20 protein-coding genes and 1 pseudogene are annotated in these 22,212 nt (G+C 50.1%); 13 read left to right on the top strand and 8 right to left on the bottom strand.

Features of this window, described 5'->3' with window-relative positions; translation table 11 throughout:
• The first annotated feature begins 11 nt into the window (after positions 1 to 11).
• From QZF50_RS04280 to ompG, 6 genes are read left to right on the top strand one after another with little or no spacing between them, the layout of a single operon-like run.
• Complete coding sequence (locus QZF50_RS04280; protein WP_000690238.1) at positions 12 to 800, top strand: sugar phosphate isomerase/epimerase; 789 nt, start codon at positions 12 to 14, stop codon at positions 798 to 800.
• Between the two features lie 9 nt (positions 801 to 809).
• On the top strand, positions 810 to 1,865 hold the full coding sequence (locus QZF50_RS04275) for a Gfo/Idh/MocA family oxidoreductase (protein WP_001299974.1): 1,056 nt from the start codon (positions 810 to 812) through the stop codon (positions 1,863 to 1,865).
• On the top strand, positions 1,862 to 4,129 hold the full coding sequence (gene ycjT / locus QZF50_RS04270) for a kojibiose phosphorylase (RefSeq protein WP_061892266.1): 2,268 nt from the start codon (positions 1,862 to 1,864) through the stop codon (positions 4,127 to 4,129). Before QZF50_RS04275 ends, ycjT begins: the two co-directional genes overlap by 4 nt.
• Positions 4,126 to 4,785, top strand: a complete 660-nt coding sequence (pgmB, locus tag QZF50_RS04265) for a beta-phosphoglucomutase (RefSeq protein WP_000775799.1) — start codon at positions 4,126 to 4,128, stop codon at positions 4,783 to 4,785. The genes ycjT and pgmB overlap by 4 nt, the downstream gene beginning before the upstream one ends.
• A 13-nt stretch (positions 4,786 to 4,798) precedes the next feature.
• Positions 4,799 to 5,881 (top strand): ABC transporter ATP-binding protein, encoded by a 1,083-nt coding sequence (locus tag QZF50_RS04260; RefSeq protein WP_061892267.1) that lies wholly within the window; start codon positions 4,799 to 4,801, stop codon positions 5,879 to 5,881.
• 44 nt (positions 5,882 to 5,925) lie between these two features.
• A complete protein-coding gene (gene ompG, locus QZF50_RS04255) occupies positions 5,926 to 6,831 on the top strand; it encodes a monomeric porin OmpG (RefSeq protein ID WP_061892268.1) in 906 nt (301 codons plus the stop codon).
• 110 nt (positions 6,832 to 6,941) lie between these two features.
• On the opposite strand, the pseudogene QZF50_RS04250 reads toward ompG, so the two are convergent.
• Positions 6,942 to 7,940 (bottom strand): annotated as a pseudogene (locus tag QZF50_RS04250) (LacI family DNA-binding transcriptional regulator).
• Between the two features lie 154 nt (positions 7,941 to 8,094).
• Here QZF50_RS04250 and QZF50_RS04245 point away from each other — a divergent pair.
• The 3 genes from QZF50_RS04245 to tyrR all read left to right on the top strand — a co-directional run bounded on the left by QZF50_RS04245 (position 8,095) and on the right by tyrR (position 12,239).
• The gene (locus QZF50_RS04245) at positions 8,095 to 9,492 is read left to right on the top strand and encodes a YcjX family protein (RefSeq protein ID WP_000825784.1); all 1,398 of its coding nucleotides are present in this window, start codon (positions 8,095 to 8,097) and stop codon (positions 9,490 to 9,492) included.
• Positions 9,489 to 10,550, top strand: coding sequence for a YcjF family protein (locus tag QZF50_RS04240; protein WP_000138717.1), 1,062 nt, complete (start codon positions 9,489 to 9,491; stop codon positions 10,548 to 10,550). Before QZF50_RS04245 ends, QZF50_RS04240 begins: the two co-directional genes overlap by 4 nt.
• A gap of 147 nt (positions 10,551 to 10,697) precedes the next feature.
• Positions 10,698 to 12,239: a transcriptional regulator TyrR gene (tyrR, locus tag QZF50_RS04235; protein WP_001296763.1), complete on the top strand. Its 1,542-nt coding sequence runs from the start codon at positions 10,698 to 10,700 to the stop codon at positions 12,237 to 12,239.
• Between the two features lie 43 nt (positions 12,240 to 12,282).
• Here the strand turns inward: tyrR and tpx are convergent, their stop codons facing one another.
• The gene (gene tpx, locus QZF50_RS04230; protein ID WP_000084384.1) at positions 12,283 to 12,789 is read right to left on the bottom strand and encodes a thiol peroxidase; all 507 of its coding nucleotides are present in this window, start codon (positions 12,787 to 12,789) and stop codon (positions 12,283 to 12,285) included.
• Positions 12,790 to 12,907: 118 nt separating this feature from the next.
• On the opposite strand from tpx, the gene ycjG reads away from it, so the two are divergent.
• Complete coding sequence (gene ycjG / locus QZF50_RS04225; RefSeq protein ID WP_290388827.1) at positions 12,908 to 13,873, top strand: L-Ala-D/L-Glu epimerase; 966 nt, start codon at positions 12,908 to 12,910, stop codon at positions 13,871 to 13,873.
• On the opposite strand, the gene mpaA is transcribed toward ycjG, so the two are convergent.
• The 4 genes from mpaA to QZF50_RS04205 form a co-directional block, all read right to left on the bottom strand.
• Positions 13,848 to 14,576 carry a murein tripeptide amidase MpaA gene (mpaA, locus tag QZF50_RS04220; RefSeq protein WP_000217817.1) on the bottom strand — a complete coding sequence of 243 codons (729 nt, stop codon included), beginning with the start codon at positions 14,574 to 14,576 and terminating at the stop codon, positions 13,848 to 13,850. The two genes, ycjG and mpaA, sit on opposite strands and share 26 nt — an antisense overlap.
• Positions 14,577 to 14,866: 290 nt before the next feature.
• The gene (locus QZF50_RS04215; protein ID WP_000800177.1) at positions 14,867 to 15,505 is read right to left on the bottom strand and encodes an SDR family oxidoreductase; all 639 of its coding nucleotides are present in this window, start codon (positions 15,503 to 15,505) and stop codon (positions 14,867 to 14,869) included.
• Positions 15,506 to 15,522: 17 nt separating this feature from the next.
• Positions 15,523 to 16,455 (bottom strand): alpha/beta hydrolase, encoded by a 933-nt coding sequence (locus QZF50_RS04210; protein ID WP_000680602.1) that lies wholly within the window; start codon positions 16,453 to 16,455, stop codon positions 15,523 to 15,525.
• On the bottom strand, positions 16,455 to 17,375 hold the full coding sequence (locus QZF50_RS04205) for an alpha/beta hydrolase (RefSeq protein WP_001296755.1): 921 nt from the start codon (positions 17,373 to 17,375) through the stop codon (positions 16,455 to 16,457). The genes QZF50_RS04210 and QZF50_RS04205 overlap by 1 nt, the downstream gene beginning before the upstream one ends.
• Before the next feature lie 137 nt (positions 17,376 to 17,512).
• Between QZF50_RS04205 and pgrR the strand changes: the two genes are divergently transcribed.
• Positions 17,513 to 18,412, top strand: coding sequence for a DNA-binding transcriptional regulator PgrR (pgrR, locus tag QZF50_RS04200; protein ID WP_000817693.1), 900 nt, complete (start codon positions 17,513 to 17,515; stop codon positions 18,410 to 18,412).
• A gap of 336 nt (positions 18,413 to 18,748) precedes the next feature.
• Positions 18,749 to 20,362 (top strand): murein tripeptide ABC transporter substrate-binding protein MppA, encoded by a 1,614-nt coding sequence (mppA, locus tag QZF50_RS04195; RefSeq protein ID WP_237897910.1) that lies wholly within the window; start codon positions 18,749 to 18,751, stop codon positions 20,360 to 20,362.
• 50 nt (positions 20,363 to 20,412) lie between these two features.
• Here mppA and ynaI read toward each other — a convergent pair whose 3' ends face one another.
• Positions 20,413 to 21,444, bottom strand: coding sequence for a low conductance mechanosensitive channel YnaI (ynaI, locus tag QZF50_RS04190; RefSeq protein ID WP_290388826.1), 1,032 nt, complete (start codon positions 21,442 to 21,444; stop codon positions 20,413 to 20,415).
• A 243-nt stretch (positions 21,445 to 21,687) separates the two neighbouring features.
• On the opposite strand from ynaI, the gene QZF50_RS04185 reads away from it, so the two are divergent.
• Entirely contained in the window at positions 21,688 to 21,945 is a 258-nt protein-coding gene (locus QZF50_RS04185; protein WP_000605090.1) for a DUF2534 family protein, read from the top strand.
• Between the two features lie 49 nt (positions 21,946 to 21,994).
• Here QZF50_RS04185 and QZF50_RS04180 read toward each other — a convergent pair.
• On the bottom strand, positions 21,995 to 22,212 hold a 218-nt coding region (locus QZF50_RS04180; protein ID WP_290388825.1), incomplete at its 5' end, for a universal stress protein.

Genomic DNA, 22,212 nt, shown 5'->3' with positions numbered 1-22,212 from the left:
GGAATGAAAAAATGAAAATAGGCACACAGAATCAGGCATTCTTTCCGGAAAACATTCTGGAGAAATTTCGTTATATCAAAGAGATGGGCTTCGATGGTTTTGAGATTGACGGCAAACTGCTGGTCAACAATCTCGAAGAAGTCAAAGCAGCAATCAAAGAAACCGGTTTACCGGTGACCACCGCCTGCGGTGGCTATGACGGTTGGATTGGCGACTTTATCGAAGAGCGTCGTCTTAATGGCTTAAAGCAGATCGAACGCATTCTCGAAGCGCTGGCAGAAGTGGGGGGTAAAGGTATCGTCGTTCCGGCAGCGTGGGGCATGTTTACCTTCCGCTTACCGCCGATGACCTCGCCGCGTAGCCTGGACGGCGACCGCAAAATGGTGAGTGATTCCCTGCACGTACTGGAACAGGTCGCCGCGCGTACCGGAACCGTGGTGTATCTCGAACCGTTAAACCGCTATCAGGATCATATGATCAACACCCTCGCCGATGCCCGCCGTTACATCGTCGAAAACGATCTTAAACATGTACAGATTATCGGCGATTTCTATCACATGAATATCGAAGAAGATAACCTGGCGCAGGCGCTGCATGACAACCGCGACCTGCTCGGTCATGTGCATATTGCGGATAACCATCGCTACCAGCCGGGCAGCGGCACCCTGGATTTCCACGCGCTGTTTGAACAGCTGCGCGCGGATAACTATCAGGGCTATGTAGTGTACGAAGGGCGTATCCGGGCGGAAGATCCTGCCCAGGCGTACCGTGATTCGTTGGCCTGGTTGCGTACCTGCTAAGAGGTCTTTGTGAAAAGTGCAATGACAAGCTCTCCGCTGCGGGTCGCGATAATAGGCGCAGGCCAGGTGGCGGATAAGGTTCATGCTTCGTACTACTGCACCCGCAACGATCTGGAACTGGTGGCTGTCTGTGACAGCCGCCTTTCCCAGGCGCAGGCGCTGGCAGATAAATACGGTAATGCATCCGTGTGGGACGATCCGCAGGCCATGCTGCTGGCGGTGAAACCTGATGTGGTTAGCGTCTGCTCACCTAACCGTTTTCATTACGAACATACCCTGATGGCACTGGAAGCGGGCTGCCATGTGATGTGCGAAAAACCGCCCGCCATGACGCCAGAACAGGCGCGGGAAATGTGCGATACCGCGCGCAAACTGGGCAAGGTGCTGGCCTACGACTTTCACCACCGTTTTGCGCTCGATACGCAACAGCTGCGTGAACAGGTGACCAACGGCGTTTTGGGAGAGATTTACGTTACCACCGCCCGCGCCCTGCGTCGCTGCGGCGTTCCCGGCTGGGGTGTCTTTACCAATAAAGAACTGCAGGGTGGTGGCCCGCTTATCGACATCGGCATTCATATGCTGGATGCGGCGATGTATGTGCTGGGCTTTCCGGCGGTGAAAAGCGTGAATGCGCATAGCTTTCAAAAGATCGGCACGCAAAAGAGCTGCGGTCAATTTGGCGAGTGGGATCCGGCAACTTACAGCGTCGAAGATTCGTTATTTGGCACCATTGAATTTCATAACGGCGGCATTCTGTGGCTGGAAACGTCATTTGCACTCAACATCCGCGAACAGTCGATTATGAACGTCAGCTTTTGTGGTGATAAAGCCGGTGCGACGCTGTTTCCAGCACATATCTACACCGATAACAACGGTGAATTAATGACGCTGATGCAACGGGAACTGGCAGACGACAACCGCCATTTGCGCAGCATGGAAGCCTTTATCAATCACGTACAGGGCAAGCCCGTGATGATAGCCGACGCCGAGCAGGGGTACATCATCCAGCAACTGGTGGCGGCGTTGTATCAATCCGCAGAAACAGGGACGCGTGTGGAATTATGACCAGGCCAGTAACGTTATCAGAACCCCATTTCAGCCAGCATACCCTGAACAAGTATGCATCGCTGATGGCGCAGGGGAACGGCTATCTTGGGCTTCGCGCCAGCCATGAAGAAGATTACACGCGCCAGACGCGAGGGATGTATCTGGCGGGGCTGTATCATCGGGCGGGAAAAGGTGAAATCAACGAACTGGTGAACCTGCCTGATATCTTGGGGATGGAGATTGCCATAAATGGTGAGGTTTTCTCGTTATCCCGCGAAGCCTGGCAGCGTGAACTTGACTTTGCCAGTGGAGAATTACGCCGTAGCGTTGTCTGGCGTACCAGCAACGGCACAGGTTACACCATCGCCAGCCGTCGCTTTGTTTCGGCAGACCAACTGCCGCTCATTGTGCTGGAAATCACTATTACGCCACTGGACGCCGACGCGTCAGTGCTGATTTCAACAGGTATCGGCGCCACGCAAACCAACCACGGTCGCCAACATCTCGACGAAACCCAGGTGCGGGTGTTTGGTCAGCATCTGATGCAGGGGATCTACACCACCCAGGATGGACGCAGTGATGTGGCCATCAGCTGTTGCTGTATGGTGAGCGGTGATGTGCAGCAATGCTATACCGCCAAAGAGCGCCGTTTGCAGCAACATACCAGTGCGCAGCTTCATGCAGGCGAGACAGTGACGTTGCAAAAACTGGTGTGGATCGACTGGCGGGATGACAGGCAAGCCGTTTTAGACGAGTGGGGCAGCGCGTCGCTTCGCCAGCTTGAAATGTGCGCGCAGCAGAGTTACGACCAACTTCTTGCAGTATCAACAGAAAACTGGCGTCAATGGTGGCAGAAACGTCGTATCACGGTAAATGGCGGCGAAGCGCACGATCAGCAAGCGTTAGATTATGCGCTTTATCATCTGCGCATCATGACGCCTGCCCACGACGAGCGCAGCAGCATTGCGGCAAAAGGCTTAACCGGCGAAGGCTACAAAGGCCACGTTTTCTGGGATACAGAAGTATTTTTGTTACCGTTTCATCTGTTTAGCGATCCGACGGTTGCCCGAAGTTTACTGCGTTATCGCTGGCACAACTTGCCAGGCGCGCAGGAGAAAGCGCGACGCAACGGCTGGCAGGGCGCGCTATTTCCGTGGGAAAGCGCGCGCAGCGGCGAAGAAGAGACGCCGGAATTTGCCGCCATTAACATTCGCACCGGGCTGCGGCAAAAAGTGGCCTCGGCGCAGGCGGAACATCATCTGGTGGCCGATATCGCCTGGGCGGTTATTCAATACTGGCAGACCACGGGGGATGAAAGTTTCATTGCGCATGAAGGCATGGCGCTACTTCTGGAAACTGCAAAGTTCTGGATTAGCCGCGCGGTGAGGGTTAACGACCGTCTGGAAATTCATGATGTTATTGGGCCTGACGAATATACCGAACATGTCAATAATAACGCCTTCACCAGCTATATGGCGTATTACAACGTCCAGCAGGCGCTGAGTATTGCCCGCCAGTTTGGCTGTAGCGACGATGCGTTTATCCATCGCGCCGAAATGTTCCTTAAAGAACTGCGGCTGCCAGAAATTCAGCCCGACGGCGTTTTGCCGCAGGATGATTCGTTTATGGCTAAGCCGGCGATTAATCTGGCGAAATACAAAGCGGCGGCGGGGAAGCAAACCATTCTGCTGGATTATTCACGCGCAGAAGTGAACGAGATGCAAATCCTCAAACAAGCTGATGTGGTGATGCTCAATTACATGCTGCCGGAGCAGTTCTCAGTGGCATCGTGTCTTGCCAATCTGCAATTTTATGAACCGCGCACTATTCACGACTCGTCATTAAGTAAAGCAATCCACGGCATTGTTGCCGCACGCTGTGGCCTGCTGACCCAAAGTTATCAGTTCTGGCGCGAGGGGACTGAAATCGATCTTGGTGCTGATCCGCATAGTTGTGATGATGGTATCCATGCTGCCGCAACTGGCGCTATCTGGCTGGGGGCGATTCAGGGTTTTGCCGGGGTGAGCGTGCGTGACGGTGAATTGCATCTCAATCCGGCGTTACCTGAGCAGTGGCAACAGTTGTCTTTCCCTCTGTTCTGGCAGGGCTGCGAATTACAGGTCACTCTTGACGCGCAGCGTATTGCGATTCGAACTTCTGCGCCCGTTTCACTGCGTTTGAACGGTCAGCTTATATCCGTGGCTGAAGAATCTGTTTTCTGTTTGGGTGATTTTATTTTGCCCTTCAATGGGACCGCTACCACACATCAGGAGGATGAATGAAACTGCAAGGGGTAATTTTCGATCTGGATGGTGTAATCACCGATACCGCGCATCTGCATTTCCAGGCGTGGCAGCAGATTGCCGCTGAAATTGGCATCAGCATTGATGCGCAGTTTAACGAATCCCTAAAAGGGATCAGCCGCGATGAGTCTCTGCGGCGCATTCTGCAACACGGGGGCAAAGAGGGCGACTTTAACTCGCAGGAGAGGGCGCAACTGGCGTATCGCAAAAATCTGCTCTATGTCCACTCACTGCGCGAGTTGACGGTCAGCGCTGTTCTACCCGGCATTCGCTCTTTGCTGGCAGATCTCCGTGCACAGCAGATCCCGGTTGGGCTGGCTTCTGTCTCCCTGAATGCGCCGACGATTTTAGCGGCGCTGGAGCTGCGCGAGTTTTTCACCTTCTGCGCGGATGCTTCCCAACTTAAAAACTCGAAACCGGACCCGGAAATCTTTCTCGCCGCCTGTGCCGGGCTGGGCGTGCCGCCGCAGGCATGTATCGGCATTGAAGATGCGCAGGCGGGCATTGACGCCATTAACGCCAGCGGTATGCGCTCGGTGGGGATCGGCGCGGGCTTAACCGGGGCGCAATTACTGTTGCCTTCAACGGACTCTCTGACCTGGTCGCGGTTATCGGCCTTCTGGCAAAACGTATAGCAAAGGAATCAACATGGCTCAGCTTTCGTTACAACATATTCAAAAAATCTACGATAACCAGGTGCATGTGGTGAAGGACTTCAACCTGGAAATTGCCGATAAAGAGTTCATCGTGTTTGTCGGCCCGTCGGGCTGCGGTAAGTCGACCACCCTGCGCATGATTGCCGGGCTTGAGGAGATCAGCGGCGGCGATCTGTTGATCGACGGCAAACGAATGAATGACGTTCCAGCCAAAGCACGCAATATAGCGATGGTGTTCCAGAACTACGCGTTGTATCCGCATATGACGGTTTACGACAACATGGCGTTTGGCCTGAAGATGCAAAAAATCGCCAAAGAGGTGATTGATGAGCGGGTGAACTGGGCGGCGCAAATTCTCGGCCTGCGTGAGTACCTGAAACGCAAGCCGGGCGCGCTTTCCGGCGGGCAACGCCAGCGTGTGGCGCTCGGGCGGGCGATTGTGCGCGAAGCGGGCGTGTTTTTAATGGATGAACCGCTCTCTAACCTTGATGCCAAGCTGCGCGTGCAAATGCGCGCAGAGATCAGCAAGCTACACCAGAAGCTGAATACCACCATGATCTACGTGACCCACGATCAGACCGAAGCGATGACCATGGCGACGCGGATTGTGATTATGAAGGATGGGATTGTTCAGCAAGTTGGTGCGCCGAAAACGGTTTATAACCAACCAGCGAATATGTTTGTTGCCGGATTTATTGGATCACCGGCGATGAATTTTATTCGTGGCACGATCGATGGCGATAAATTCGTTACGGAAACGCTTAAATTAACCATTCCCGAAGAGAAATTAGCGGTTCTGAAAACACAGGGAAGTTTGCATAAGCCCATCGTGATGGGAATACGTCCGGAAGATATTCATCCGGACGCGCAAGAGGAAAATAACATTTCCGCCAAAATTAGCGTGGCAGAATTAACCGGTGCGGAATTTATGCTCTACACCACGATTGGGGGGCACGAGTTAGTGGTCCGTGCTGGTGCGTTAAATGATTATCATGCAGGAGAAAATATCACTATTCATTTTGATATGACGAAATGTCATTTCTTTGATGCAGAAACGGAAATAGCACTTCGCTAAATACAGGGGGAAGGCATTCCCCCAGAATAATACAAGGAACAATAATGAAAAAGTTATTACCCTGTACCGCACTGGTGATGTGTGCGGGAATGGCCTGCGCACAGGCCGAGGAAAAGAACGACTGGCACTTTAATATCGGCGCGATGTACGAAATAGGAAACGTCGAGGGTTATGGCGAAGATATGGATGGGCTGGCGGAGCCTTCAGTCTATTTTAATGCCGCCAACGGGCCGTGGAGAATTGCTCTGGCCTATTATCAGGAAGGGCCGGTAGATTATAGCGCGGGTAAACGTGGAACGTGGTTTGATCGCCCGGAGCTGGAGGTGCATTATCAGTTCCTCGAAAACGATGATTTCAGTTTCGGCCTGACCGGCGGTTTCCGTAATTATGGTTATCACTACGTTGATGAACCGGGTAAAGACACGGCGAATATGCAGCGCTGGAAAATCGCGCCAGACTGGGATGTGAAACTGACTGACGATTTACGTTTCAACGGTTGGTTGTCGATGTATAAATTTGCCAACGATCTGAACACGACCGGTTACGCTGATACCCGAGTCGAAACGGAAACAGGCCTGCAATATACCTTCAACGAAACGGTTGCCTTGCGAGTGAACTATTATCTCGAGCGCGGCTTTAATATGGACGACAGCCGCAATAACGGTGAGTTTTCTACGCAAGAAATTCGCGCCTATTTGCTGCTGACGCTCGGCAACCACTCGGTGACGCCGTATACGCGCATTGGGCTGGATCGCTGGAGTAACTGGGACTGGCAGGATGATATTGAACGTGAAGGCCATGATTTTAACCGTGTAGGTTTATTTTACGGTTATGATTTCCAGAACGGGCTTTCCGTTTCGCTGGAATACGCGTTTGAGTGGCAGGATCACGACGAAGGCGACAGCGATAAATTCCATTATGCAGGTGTCGGCGTAAATTACTCGTTCTGATAATGGGCTAAATTGCCGGATGCGGCACGAGTACTTTATCCGAACTATAAATGTAGGCCGGATAAGATGCGCTAGCATCGCATCCGGCATTCAGGCAAGGTAGCTGGTATTTATTTCAGCGTCATATGCGTGGCAACGGTAATATTCTGTGGTGACGGTTTTCCAGAAATTAAGCGGAATAATAACTCACAGCTTTGTTGACCTAACTCCTGTGTTGGGATATCAATACCGCCTGGCGCAGGCGTTAAAATAAACGACAGCGTTTCATTACTATAACCCACCACCGCTAACTGCTGCGGAATAGCAATATTTTTCTCTGCCGCCGCACGATAAATGCTCATTAATTTCAGGCTGTCAGTGGCAAACACTGCCTCAGGCAACGGTGACTGGCTTCATAATTCCCGCGCGGCTTGCAGTGCTGTTTCATGGGTATAACCGCCGTCAACAATCCATTCATCACGCACTGCAATATTATGCGCAGCCAGGCTCTGCTTATAACCATTTACCCGATCCACTGAAACATGGACATCAAGCGGAGCATGCAGGCAGGCAATATTTTGATGCCCACTTTCAATTAATGCATCGGTCAACGCAATGCTGTCGCCAAAATTATCGGTATCGACAGAATAAACATGGGCATATTGACCTTCAACTTTGCCAATCACCACGACAGGAATATCGTATTTATCAAGTTGGGCAAAAAATGACTCATCCGCTGGCGAACTTAGCATAATAATGCCTTTAATCATTTTCTGCTTAATTTTGCTTTCACATTTTTGTAAGTCTTCTGCCGGATTGTGCGACGTCTGCAAGATCACGTCGAAACCTTCCTCTTCAGCTTTGGCGGTGATGGCATGCAAAACTTCAGAGAAAAACGGATTACCCGCCGTAGTTTTGGTCGAACGGGTAGAAATCACCATAATGGCATCAAAACCCGAAGAGGTCAGCGCGCGGGCCAGCTTGTTTGGCTGATACTGTAATTCTTCAATGGCCCGTAACACTTTTTCGCGCGCTTCCGGGGAGATATTAGTTTGCTTATTCAGCACGCGTGATACGGTGGATTTTGATACGCCTGCAACCCTGGCAATATCATAAATAGTAGGGGACATAGGTCAGGAACTCCGTCCGAACGTGAATGCTGCACATCTTATGGAGTTCGCCCGTCGATGACAACACGGGCAGTTGATAATCAATGGCCTGGCCCCCACATTCATATCCTTACGAATGATTTTTTTCTGGTCTTCAGAGCAGCACAGGACAGCAATGAAGCGACTTAAAAATGAACTTAATGCGCTGGTGAATCGGGGTGTCGACAGACATCTGCGCCTCGCCGTAACCGGACTAAGCCGCAGCGGCAAAACAGCGTTTATCACTGCGATGGTCAATCAGTTGCTCAATATTCACGCCGGAGCACGCTTGCCGCTGTTAAGCGCGGTGCGTGAAGAGCGCCTGCTGGGCGTAAAACGCATTCCTCAGCGTGACTTTGGCATTCCGCGCTTCACATATGATGAAGGACTGGCGCAGTTATATGGCGATCCTCCCGCCTGGCCGACGCCAACGCGCGGCGTCAGTGAAATCCGCCTGGCGCTACGTTTTAAATCGAACGATTCGCTGCTACGCCACTTCAAGGACACCTCCACGCTGTATCTGGAGATTGTGGATTATCCCGGCGAATGGTTGCTCGACCTGCCGATGCTGGCGCAGGACTATTTAAGCTGGTCACGCCAGATGACGGGCTTACTCAATGGTCAGCGCGGCGAATGGTCGGTCAAATGGCGAATGATGTGCGAAGGGCTGGACCCGCTAGCGCCTGCCGACGAAAACCGGCTGGCAGACATTGCCGCCGCGTGGACCGATTATCTCCACCACTGTAAACAGCAGGGGCTGCACTTTATTCAGCCTGGGCGCTTTGTCTTGCCGGGAGATATGGCAGGTGCGCCCGCGCTGCAATTCTTCCCGTGGCCGGATGTCGATGCCTGGGGCGAGTCCAAACTGGCGCAGGCCGATAAGCACACCAATGCCGGAATGCTGCGCGAGCGGTTTAATTATTACTGCGAGAAGGTGGTGAAGGGGTTCTATAAGAATCATTTTCTGCGCTTTGACCGCCAGATTGTGCTGGTTGATTGCCTGCAACCTCTCAACAGTGGGCCACAGGCATTTAATGATATGCGTCTGGCACTGACGCAGCTGATGCAAAGTTTCCACTACGGGCAGCGTACCTTGTTCCGGCGTTTGTTTTCGCCGGTTATCGATAAGCTATTGTTTGCTGCCACTAAAGCGGACCATGTGACCATCGATCAGCACGCCAATATGGTTTCATTACTGCAACAACTGATTCAGGATGCCTGGCAAAATGCGGCGTTTGAAGGGATTAGTATGGATTGCCTGGGGCTGGCCTCGGTGCAGGCGACCACCAGCGGCATTATTGACGTCAACGGCGAGAAAATTCCGGCATTGCGCGGTAACCGGCTCAGCGATGGTGCGCCACTCACCGTTTATCCCGGTGAAGTTCCTGCGCGTTTGCCCGGTCAGGCGTTCTGGGACAAGCAAGGGTTCCAGTTTGAAGCGTTTCGCCCGCAGGTGATGGATGTCGACAAACCGCTGCCGCATATTCGTCTTGATGCCGCGCTTGAATTTTTAATAGGAGATAAATTGCGATGACCGAACCGTTAAAACCACGTATTGATTTCGACGGTCCGCTGGAGGTCGATCAGAATCCAAAATTCAGGGCGCAGCAGACCTTTGACGAAAATCAGGCGCAAAATTTTGCCCCGGCCACGCTCGATGAAGCGCCTGAAGAAGAGGGGCAAGTTGAAGCGGTAATGGATGCAGCGTTACGTCCGAAACGCAGCCTGTGGCGCAAAATGGTGATGGGCGGGCTGGCTCTGTTTGGCGCAAGCGTTGTCGGGCAGGGTGTACAGTGGACAATGAATGCCTGGCAAACTCAGGACTGGGTGGCGCTGGGTGGATGTGCCGCTGGGGCATTGATTATCGGCGCTGGCGTAGGTTCTGTGGTAACAGAGTGGCGGCGCTTATGGCGCTTGCGACAGCGCGCCCATGAACGCGACGAAGCGCGCGATTTGTTGCACAGCCACGGCACGGGCAAAGGCCGCGCATTTTGCGAAAAACTGGCGCAGCAGGCGGGTATTGATCAGTCTCATCCAGCGCTGCAACGCTGGTATGCCTCAATCCATGAAACGCAAAACGACCGTGAAGTGGTCAGTTTGTATGCGCATTTGGTCCAGCCAGTTTTAGATGCCCAGGCGCGGCGCGAAATCAGCCGTTCGGCGGCGGAATCAACGTTGATGATTGCGGTCAGCCCGCTGGCGTTGGTCGATATGGCGTTTATCGCCTGGCGCAATCTGCGTTTAATTAATCGCATCGCCACGCTGTATGGCATTGAACTGGGGTATTACAGCCGTTTGCGTCTGTTTAAGCTGGTATTGCTGAATATCGCTTTTGCCGGAGCCAGCGAACTGGTGCGCGAAGTGGGGATGGACTGGATGTCGCAAGATCTCGCTGCTCGTTTGTCTACCCGCGCAGCTCAGGGAATTGGTGCTGGACTTCTGACGGCACGACTCGGGATTAAAGCTATGGAGCTTTGCCGCCCGCTGCCGTGGATTGACGATGACAAACCTCGCCTCGGGGATTTCCGTCGTCAGCTTATCGGTCAGGTGAAAGAAACGCTGCAAAAAGGCAAAACGCCCAGCGAAAAATAATGCAATATCGGGTGCTGACCGGATATCTTTACGCCGAAGTGCCCGTTTTTCCGTCTTTGTGTCAATGATTGTTGACAGAAACCTTCCTGCTATCCAAATAGTGTCATATCATCATATTAATTGTTCTTTTTTCAGGTGAAGGTTCCCATGCGTCTGGAAGTCTTTTGTGAAGACCGACTCGGTCTGACCCGCGAATTACTCGATCTACTCGTGCTAAGAGGCATTGATTTACGCGGTATTGAGATTGATCCCATTGGGCGAATCTACCTCAATTTTGCTGAACTGGAGTTTGAGAGTTTCAGCAGTCTGATGGCCGAAATACGCCGTATTGCAGGTGTTACCGATGTGCGTACTGTCCCGTGGATGCCTTCCGAACGTGAGCATCTGGCGTTGAGCGCGTTACTGGAGGCGTTGCCCGAACCTGTGCTCTCTGTCGATATGAAAAGCAAAGTGGATATGGCGAACCCGGCGAGCTGTCAGCTTTTTGCGCAAAAATTGGATCGCCTGCGCAACCATACCGCCGCACAATTGATTAACGGCTTTAATTTTTTACGTTGGCTGGAAAGCGAACCGCAAGATTCCCATAACGAGCATGTCGTTATTAATGGGCAGAATTTCCTGATGGAGATTACGCCTGTTTATCTTCAGGATGAAAATGATCAACACGTCCTGACCGGTGCGGTGGTGATGTTGCGATCAACGATTCGTATGGGCCGCCAGTTGCAAAATGTCGCCGCCCAGGACGTCAGCGCCTTCAGTCAAATTGTCGCCGTCAGCCCGAAAATGAAGCATGTTGTCGAACAGGCGCAGAAACTGGCGATGCTAAGCGCGCCGCTGCTGATTACGGGTGACACAGGTACAGGTAAAGATCTCTTTGCCTACGCCTGCCATCAGGCAAGCCCCAGAGCGGGCAAACCTTACCTGGCGCTGAACTGTGCGTCTATACCGGAAGATGCGGTCGAGAGTGAACTGTTTGGTCATGCTCCGGAAGGGAAGAAAGGATTCTTTGAGCAGGCGAACGGTGGTTCGGTGCTGTTGGATGAAATAGGGGAAATGTCACCACGGATGCAGGCGAAATTACTGCGTTTCCTTAATGATGGCACTTTCCGTCGGGTTGGCGAAGACCATGAGGTGCATGTCGATGTGCGGGTGATTTGCGCTACGCAGAAGAATCTGGTCGAACTGGTGCAAAAAGGCATGTTCCGTGAAGATCTCTATTATCGTCTGAACGTGTTGACGCTCAATCTGCCGCCGCTACGTGACTGTCCGCAGGACATCATGCCGTTAACTGAGCTGTTCGTCGCCCGCTTTGCCGACGAGCAGGGCGTGCCGCGTCCGAAACTGGCCGCTGACCTGAATACTGTACTTACGCGATATGCGTGGCCGGGAAATGTGCGGCAGTTAAAGAACGCTATCTATCGCGCACTGACACAACTGGACGGTTATGAGCTGCGTCCACAGGATATTTTGTTGCCGGATTATGACGCCGCAACGGTAGCCGTGGGCGAAGATGCGATGGAAGGTTCGCTGGACGAAATCACCAGCCGTTTTGAACGCTCGGTATTAACCCAGCTTTATCGCAATTATCCCAGCACGCGCAAACTGGCAAAACGTCTCGGCGTTTCACATACCGCGATTGCCAATAAGTTGCGGGAATATGGCTTAAGCCAGAAGAAGAACGAAGAGTAAGCGCGAATATGCCTGATGGTGCAACACCATCAGGCATATTAACTTATGCTTTCAGTACAGCCAGAGCTGCTTCGTAATCCGGCTCGGTGGTGATTTCATCCACCAGCTGGCTGAAAATCACATTGTCATTTTCGTCAATAACCACAACGGCACGCGCTGCCAGACCTTTCAGTGGGCCATCAGCAATTGCCACACCGAAGGCTTGCAGAAATTCAGCGTTACGGAAAGTGGAGAGGGTGATAACGTTGTTCAGACCTTCTGCGCCGCAGAAACGAGACTGGGCGAACGGCAGATCGGCAGAGATACACAGCACAACGGTGTTGTCGATCTCGGTTGCCAGTTGGTTAAACTTACGTACTGATGCGGCGCAAACTCCGGTATCAATACTCGGGAAAATGTTCAGCACTTTGCGTTTACCCGCAAACTGACCGAGGGTGACGTCAGACAGATCTTTTGCTACGAGAGTAAAAGTCTGCGCTTTGCTACCCGCCTGCGGGATGGAATTGGCGACTGTAACCGGGTTGCCCTGGAAATGAACGGTTTGTGACATGATTATCTTTCCTGTTTACATATAGTTAACGTCACACCTAGTTTATGCTAACTGTCAATAACACAGCAAACGCTATTTGCGCTTAATCCGCAGACCACCGCGACAAAAAGGAGTAAAGATGAGAAACGTTAAGGTATTCGAGGAAGCCTGGCCCTTACATACCCCGTTTGTGATTGCCCGGGGAAGTCGCAGTGAAGCGCGCGTGGTGGTGGTTGAACTGGAAGAAGAGGGTATTAAAGGCACCGGCGAATGCACGCCGTATCCGCGTTATGGGGAAAGTGATGCCTCGGTAATGGCGCAAATTATGAGCGTCGTGTCGCAATTAGAGAAAGGGCTGACACGGGAGGAGTTGCAAAAAATTCTCCCTGCCGGCGCAGCACGTAATGCGCTGGATTGTGCATTGTGGGATCTGGCCGCGCGAAAACAGCAGCAATCGCTGGCTGATTTGATCGGCATAACGCTTCCCGAGACAGTTATCACTGCACAGACGGTAGTCATCGGTACGCCTGATCAGATGGCCAATAGTGCATCAACACTCTGGCAGGCTGGCGCGAAATTACTGAAAGTGAAGCTGGATAACCATCTTATTAGTGAGCGGATGGTGGCAATTCGCACAGCTGTGCCCGATGCCACGCTGATCGTTGATGCAAATGAATCCTGGCGTGCAGAAGGGTTGGCGGCGCGTTGCCAGCTATTGGCGGATTTAGGCGTTGCGATGCTTGAACAACCGCTTCCTGCGCAGGACGATGCGGCACTGGAGAATTTTATTCATCCGTTACCGATTTGTGCTGATGAAAGTTGTCATACTCGTAGCAATCTGAAGGCGCTGAAAGGGCGCTATGAGATGGTTAACATTAAGCTCGATAAAACCGGGGGGCTGACGGAAGCGCTGGCGCTGGCGACTGAAGCGCGTGCACAAGGTTTTCGTCTGATGCTGGGCTGCATGTTGTGTACCTCTCGTGCCATTAGCGCCGCTTTACCGCTGGTGCCGCAGGTCAGTTTCGCCGATCTTGACGGACCGACCTGGCTGGCGGTAGATGTGGAACCGGCGCTTCAGTTCACGACGGGCGAATTGCATCTTTAGGATGCCAGCGCAGCAAGTTTGCCATCGCAAAGAGATATTTTTCGCTGGCTTCGTCGGAGGAGATGGGCGGAAACTCTGCGGTGATGCAATGCAAGTTGAGATCTGCACACCAACTGCCGAAAGAGCCAGGCGTTTCATAACCGACGCTGGTTACCAGAGGCAATTCAAACGCCTGGGCCAGCCATTCGCCTAATTCGCTGTGTCTGGGATCTTCAATACAGGCCAGTGGATCGTGGAATGAGACCACCCAGGCAGGTTGAATGCGGTGTATAAGCTGGCACAGCGCCTGGGTTTCAGGTTCTGAGCCAGGTTTGTCACCTGTCAGTAATACGACATCACGTTCTTCAGCGGCGCTGTTCCAGCGATAAACCGTTTCACCTTCCTTCCAGTTCGCCGCCGGAAAGTTTCTGTTTAAATCCACACCATTAGCATTGGCCCGTAACCCCAGCTGGCAGCCGTCAGGATTCACACACAGCACCACATGATGGCGGCGCAAAGAAGGTGTCAAAGTCCGCAGAGCACAGGAGAGCGTGACGACCGAAGAGTTTTCATCACCGTGAGTGCCAGCCAGAATCAAACCACTTTCGCGACTGGCTGCAGTGGCCGGAAACCAGATTAACGGCGCGCCCAATAATGAACGTCCGTAATGTTCTGTTCCGGGCGGAAATGCGCCGCGTTCGGCGCGTGGGCGGTTTACGGTCATGATCGTCTCTGGTTCAGGAAGTATTACAGGCAGTGTTGTGCAAATTTTGCGGATTATCAAATCCTTTTCTTCAACGCTATGTCATCGATCTTGTATCACTTTTTTGCCGGAAGTTGTTTGCATTTTCATTGATGTGCAGATATTAGAATTGTCGTAATGTTATATACATGGCGTATTTTATTCTTACTGGTTCTACACATGTTAATCGCATCGGATTGATCAGTTCACCTTAATAAGTTTAATAAATCGTACTGCACATAGTACAGTACGATGGTAGTTATGTAATTGATTTACATGAAGAATGGCTTATCACCATCAGTACCAGGTTGATTGATGCCTATATTCTCACCAATGTGTTTCTCAGGTTTATCGATGATATCTGTGATTAATGCTGCGACACTCTTACGTGATACGATCGTACCTTTGAATGGTTCATTGCGTGAGGTAAGCTCATAATCAATAATATCTTCATCAGTCAGCCAGGCAGGGCGAAGAATTGTATATTCCAGTCCAGAAGCCTCAATTGCATCCGCAGCCCTGCGGAATGGTTTTAGGGGCTCACCAATAACTGCATTATTCCATTCGCCAAATTTTCCTGGAACTTCATCATAAATACCGAGGGAAAGAACAAAGATCAGACGTTTAACATCACAGGCTTTCATCGCAGCGATCACTGAATTTGCCTGAATATCTAAATCTTCCCCCGTAAGGTTGGCATACACAACGTCCTGTCCCTGCATGGCCTGCTTCAGTGCTGCATGATTCAGTACATCTCCCATAATAATCTTGCTATTAGTTGGATAGGGTTTGTGGATTTTTGCTGGCTGACGGGCAAATAAAGTTTGTTTAATGGTTTGTTTATCTGCCAGTTGATTAATCACATGGCGGGCTATCTGACCGCCAGCACCAAGAATCAGTACATTTTTCATAATATTTCTCATGAAACTTATCCCAGATGGGTGTTGAAAAAAGGAATAACTTTTTCCAGCGCCTCCTGAACTGCTTCCGGTTTGTCATACAGTTCATAATGTGAGAAATCGGGTAATGAAACTAACTGACGATCCTGCGAAACCATCGCCCGGCCATAGACTTCCAGTCCATCACGATAAGCACCGAAGGCACCGACTTTTTCACCAACTACTACCATCACCGGCTGAGTCAGTAACACTTCAGTAAATGCGAAGGCATCCCAGGCCAGCGTTTTCTGTGCATGTGAGAACAACATTTTTGTCGCACCTCCCGGTTGTTGCCCGCGTGGTGTTTTATAGTAGTCAGTTGCTTCATAAACATCGCGTTCGGTCAGTCCATGGGCTTTTGCTGCATCCAGGCTGGCGGGAAGTAATTCGTTGATCTGTAATTCTCCACCACGAGCCTCTTTGGTTCGTTGCGACGCCATTGCATTCAATGCGCCAATCGGATCGTAATTGCTGAAACCTTCCCGAAAAAGACGCCCGATATTAACACCCGTAATACTCACTACTGCTTTAATTCGTTTTTCTGTCAGCGCGGCATTAATGGCATAGCCACCACCCCCACACACTCCCAGCACGCCAATACGTTCAGCATTAACATATGGCAGAGTTACTGCATAATCGATAACACGGCTAATATCCTCTACGCGCTGTGTCGGATCTTCTATCCAGCGAGGCTCCCCACCAGATTCTCCCTGGAAACTGGCGTCATAAGCGAGAACGAGATAGCCTTTTTCAGCCAATGCTTTGCCATAGATATTGCCAGACGTCTGCTCCTTACAACTGCCAAAAGGATGGACGCTGATAATCGCCGGATACTGTTTTGACTCATCAAAATTTGGTGGAAACTGAATATTGGCAGCAATATGCCAGGCCATATCACTATTGCGGATTTGAATATGTTTCATTACAGAGTTTCCTCAAAGAACGGAGCTAATACTGAAATTGCTTCAGCCACATAGGCTTTGCCGTCATAAAGATCCATATGGTTTGCGCCTTCAACAATGTGATAGCGTTTATCCTGGCTTGATGCCCGATCGTACAGGTCGTCACTCATCCATTTGCTCCCTGCCTGGCTGCCCGCCACAATCTGCATCGGCTGAGTCAGGTACACTTCCGCCATATGGTAAGCATCATAGGTAATAATCTGGTTAAGGCTGCGCAAAGTAGCGTAACCCGGTGCTGTTGGATACTGCGCGCGAGGGGTGTGGTAATACTCCCAGGCCTGACGCAGTTCTTCGTTCGGCGCATCGGACTCCTTCATTGGTGCCAGTGGCATAATGGCGTATTCTCCGCTGCTAATATCGCTGGTTCTGGCGTTTGAACCCGCTTCAACGTATGGCAGGGCATCAATAGATTTCACATTGTTTTCCCAACCATTACGGAACATCGAACCAATATTGACCGCACTAACGGTACCGATGGCCTTGATGCGGCGATCCTGAATTGCAGCATTGGCTGTATATCCTGCACCGGCACAAATTCCCATCGCACCAATTCGGGTATTGTCGACATAAGAAAGCGTTGTCAGGTAATCAATCACGGCACTGATGTCTTCAGTACGAATGTATGGGTTTTCTAACTGACGCGGCTCGCCGCCACTTTCACCTTGATAAGATGCGTCATAAGCAATAGTGACAAATCCCTTTTCCGCCAGTTTTTTGGCATAGGTTCCGGCCGTTTGTTCTTTAACGCCCCCACCTGGGTGAGATACCACAATTGCCTGATACTGACGGGTTTCATCAAATTTTGGAGGGAAATAGATCACTGCAGACAAAGAGATGGTTGGATTATTGCTGTTAGTGAAGCTGACTTTATTATTCATCATTCCGTTCCTCATGGAGTTGTCGGTTCGTTTTAACGGTTGGTGATATCACTATAGATATTGATCATTAAGTTGATTAGACCCAAAATCATGACTAGACCTATCATTTAAATGATTAATAGATTGCATGGAGATACTGAATGAAGCGTGAAGAAATCGCTGATCTGATGGCGTTTGTCGTCGTTGCAGAGGAGCGTAGCTTCACTCGTGCAGCAGCCCGCCTGAGCATGGCGCAGTCAGCTTTAAGCCAGATAGTGCGTCGTATAGAAGAACGATTGGGATTGCGGCTTCTGACGCGAACCACGCGCAGCGTTGTTCCAACTGAAGCGGGCGAGCATCTTTTGTCTGTTCTTGGCCCTATGTTGCATGACATAGATTCAGCCCTGGCATCCCTGAGCGAGCTGCAGAACCGCCCATCCGGGACAATACGTATTACTACTGTAGAACATGCAGCAAAAACGATATTGTTACCAGCAATGCGCACATTCCTGAAATCGCATCCTGAAATTGATATTCAGCTCACCATTGATTATGGTTTGACCGATGTCGTTTCTGAACGTTTTGATGCAGGCGTCCGTCTGGGTGGGGAGATGGATAAAGATATGATCGCCATTCGAATCGGGCCAGATATACCAATGGCTATTGTTGGCTCACCGGATTATTTTTCTCGCCGAAGTGTTCCAACGTCAGTGTCACAATTAATAGATCATCAGGCAATTAATTTGTATCTTCCCACATCGGGTACAGCAAATCGCTGGAGATTAATACGCGGTGGACGTGAAGTTCGTGTTCGCATGGAAGGTCAGCTTTTACTGAATACGATAGACCTGATCATTGATGCTGCAATTGATGGGCATGGATTGGCGTATCTACCTTATGATCAGGTTGAGCGGGCTATTAAAGAAAAAAAACTGATACGTGTTTTGGATAAATTCACACCAGATTTACCCGGTTATCACCTGTACTATCCACACCGTCGACATGCTGGCTCGGCATTCTCATTATTTATAGATAGGCTGAAGTATAAAGGTGCTGTTTAGCACTACTTGCTGATACATTAATTTAATTTCTCTCTTAACGTATTCTCAGTTCCTTTCAACGTTTTGGTTATTTTTTATTCTTCGTACAATGGCGACAGATGCTGATTATGATACCGAAAACTGGTTTGAACGTGCGAAGCCTGAACGTAGTGTTCGGTGTTCTATGTGCTTTACCGCATTTTGGCGTCGATTATTTACACTAAATCTGATTTAATATATTGATACATAAAACATTTTATGCTTCCTGTGTCACTTTTTTGATGGAAGTTGTTTGCATTTCTTTAAGGCGAAACAAATAATTACGCATCAATTTTAATGTCGGTTAGAGGGAAACTTATGAAGCACTCTGTTTCAGTCACGTGTTGTGCGCTGTTGGTCAGCAGCATTTCTCTTTCGTATGCTGCAGAAGTTCCGAGCGGCACAGTACTGGCAGAGAAGCAGGAGCTGGTGCGCCACATTAAAGATGAGCCTGCGTCGCTGGATCCCGCTAAAGCCGTGGGCCTGCCAGAGATTCAGGTCATTCGCGATCTGTTTGAAGGACTGGTGAATCAGAACGAGAAAGGGGAGATTGTCCCCGGCGTTGCGACTCAGTGGAAAAGTAATGACAACCGTATCTGGACTTTTACCCTGCGCGATAACGCAAAATGGGCGGATGGCACACCGGTAACGGCGCAAGATTTTGTCTACAGCTGGCAACGTCTGGTGGACCCGAAAACGCTATCGCCATTTGCATGGTTTGCCGCGCTGGCGGGAATCAACAACGCACAGGCGATTATTGATGGTAAAGCTACGCCTGACCAGCTTGGCGTCACCGCAGTTGATGCCCATACCTTGAAAATTCAGCTTGATAAACCGTTGCCGTGGTTTGTGAATTTAACCGCTAACTTTGCCTTCTTCCCGGTGCAAAAAGCCAACGTAGAAAGCGGTAAAGAGTGGACGAAACCCGGAAATCTGATCGGCAATGGCGCTTATGTTCTTAAAGAACGCGTAGTCAATGAAAAACTGGTCGTGGTACCGAATACCCATTATTGGGATAACGCCAAAACGGTACTGCAAAAAGTGACCTTCCTGCCAATTAATCAGGAATCCGCAGCCACTAAGCGTTACCTCGCGGGGGATATTGATATCACCGAATCCTTCCCGAAAAATATGTATCAGAAGCTGTCGAAGGATATTCCGGGGCAGGTTTATACGCCGCCGCAGCTCGGGACCTATTATTATGCGTTTAACACGCAAAAAGGGCCGACGGCAGATCAGCGCGTTCGTCTGGCATTAAGTATGACGATAGATCGCCGCCTGATGACCGAAAAAGTATTAGGGACGGGCGAAAAGCCAGCGTGGCATTTTACACCAGATGTTACCGCCGGATTTACGCCGGAACCTTCGCCGTTTGAACAAATGAGTCAGGAAGAACTGAATGCGCAGGCAAAAACTTTGTTGAGCGCAGCTGGTTATGGTCCGCAAAAACCGCTGAAGCTGACGCTTTTGTATAACACTTCAGAAAACCATCAAAAAATTGCGATTGCTGTAGCATCGATGTGGAAAAAGAACCTTGGCGTAGATGTTAAATTGCAAAATCAGGAATGGAAAACCTATATCGATAGCCGTAACACCGGCAATTTTGATGTTATCCGCGCCTCATGGGTGGGGGATTATAATGAACCCTCCACTTTCCTGACATTATTAACGTCAACGCATTCAGGAAATATTTCACGCTTTAACAATCCGGCATACGACAAAGTTCTGGCCCAGGCATCGACGGAAAATACCGTTAAAGCGCGTAATGCCGATTACAACGCGGCAGAAAAAATCCTCATGGAGCAAGCACCGATTGCACCAATTTATCAATATACCAATGGACGATTAATCAAGCCGTGGCTGAAAGGTTATCCCATTAATAACCCGGAAGATGTGGCGTACAGCCGGACTATGTATATTGTGAAGCATTGATGTGATGGGAACTGGCGTTACCCTTGTGGATAACGCCAGTGATGTCTGATTTAGCGCCCCTGTTCCTGCGGTGTAATGTTATCCATATACAGCGTCTGGCTGGGGAAGGCAAAGTCCGCGCCGTGTGACTGCACAATATCGATAATCTTCAAATAAACGTCTTGCTGTGCAGCAAGCCATTCAGCCCATACCGTGGTTTTGGTAAAGCAATAAACCATAATATTCAATGACGAGTCGGCAAACTGGTTGAAATAAACCAGTAAGGTTTGTCGCTGGTCGATGGCCGGGTGATTTTTCAGCATCTCACGTACGGCTTCGACAATAACGCCCACTTTTGCCGCATCCTCATAACGTAAACCAATGGTCGTGGTAATGCGGCGGTTGGTCATTCGTCCTGGGTTTTCTACGCTGATCGACGAAAACAGCGAGTTCGGTACGTACAATGGACGATTATCAAAGGTCGTAATTTTGGTAATTCGCCAGCCAATTTCCGCTACTGTACCTTCGATATTTCTGTCCGGTGAACGGATCCAGTCGCCAATACTGAAAGGACGGTCGAAATAGAGCATGATCCCGGAAAAGAAATTACTCAGAATATCTTTACCGGCCATACCGACAGCCAGACCACCAATACCACCAAAGGTCAGCAAGCCAGAAAGGCTCATGCCGAAATGTTCGCCATAAAGCAGAACAAGCACCACAATAATGGTGATTTTGATAATGCGCGACATAATCCGCGCACTGGTGATATCGCGACCTTTTTTAATCTGCTGTTTATCAAACTGATTAATCAGCAAAAATAGCTTAATCGTCAGAATAACCGCAATCAGGGACGTACAGATAAAATCGATAACGCCTGGGGTGATAAATTTGAGTTTATAGTTTTCTATAACATAATTAATAATGCTACCAACAGCACTGATAATTATGGTGTAGATTAAAAATTGCACCGCATGGAATAAAAAACCTTTTCTTTTACGATTTCCGCGGCGAAACCAAAAGCTCATCAGAATCAATGCTGCGCAGCTACCGAAAATAATGACCAGATTAAGCGCATTATTTGTAAACAGTTCAGCGATCATTGTTTTATCAGGCTCCTCCAGATAATTGTCGTCATGCCGGAAACCCCTGGCGGGGCTATTTTACCGCGACAATTCATTCAGATCATCAATAGTCAGGGAAGGAAGTAGCAACATTAGCTAACTAATCAATGCGTTGATTGTAAATCCAGCTAAGAGGTGAGGTTTTCAGAGCAGACAACGGTGAAATGTCATGGTATTGTTACGTTTAGGTAACAAGAAATTTGTCTGCACAAGGATTACATCATGATTATGGCGAAACTGAAGTCAGCGAAAGGGAAGAAATTTCTCTTTGGTTTGTTGGCGGTTTTCATTATTGCGGCGTCGGTTGTGACTCGCGCGACTATCGGCGGCGTTATAGAACAGTACAATATTCCGCTGTCTGAGTGGACGACATCAATGTATGTGATTCAGTCATCGATGATTTTTGTTTATAGCCTGGTCTTTACTGTGTTGCTGGCAATCCCGTTGGGAATTTATTTCCTTGGCGGCGAAGAGCAGTAAGTAAAAAATAGGCCCGATAACTCGGGCCTTGTCAGTTATTGAAGAGTCGTTAATCGTCTTCTTCGTCATCCAGTTCAACGGGTGTCTGATACTGGTCAGGTTTAATGACCAACAGATCGCAGCGAAGATGATCAATCACCTGTTCCGCCGTGTTGCCGAGGAATGCTGCTGAAATACCGGTGCGTCCTACCGTGCCCAGAACCACAATCCCCGCCTGTAAGTGTTCCGCCAAATCAGGAATCACCTCTTCTGGCAGACCTTTTTCTA

Origin of the sequence: uncultured Escherichia sp., assembly GCF_948475835.1 — a bacterium.
In the GTDB taxonomy this organism is placed as follows: domain Bacteria; phylum Pseudomonadota; class Gammaproteobacteria; order Enterobacterales; family Enterobacteriaceae; genus ECMA0423.
Note: the sequence above shows the minus strand (reverse complement) of the source record. Positions and strands in the feature narration are given on the sequence as shown.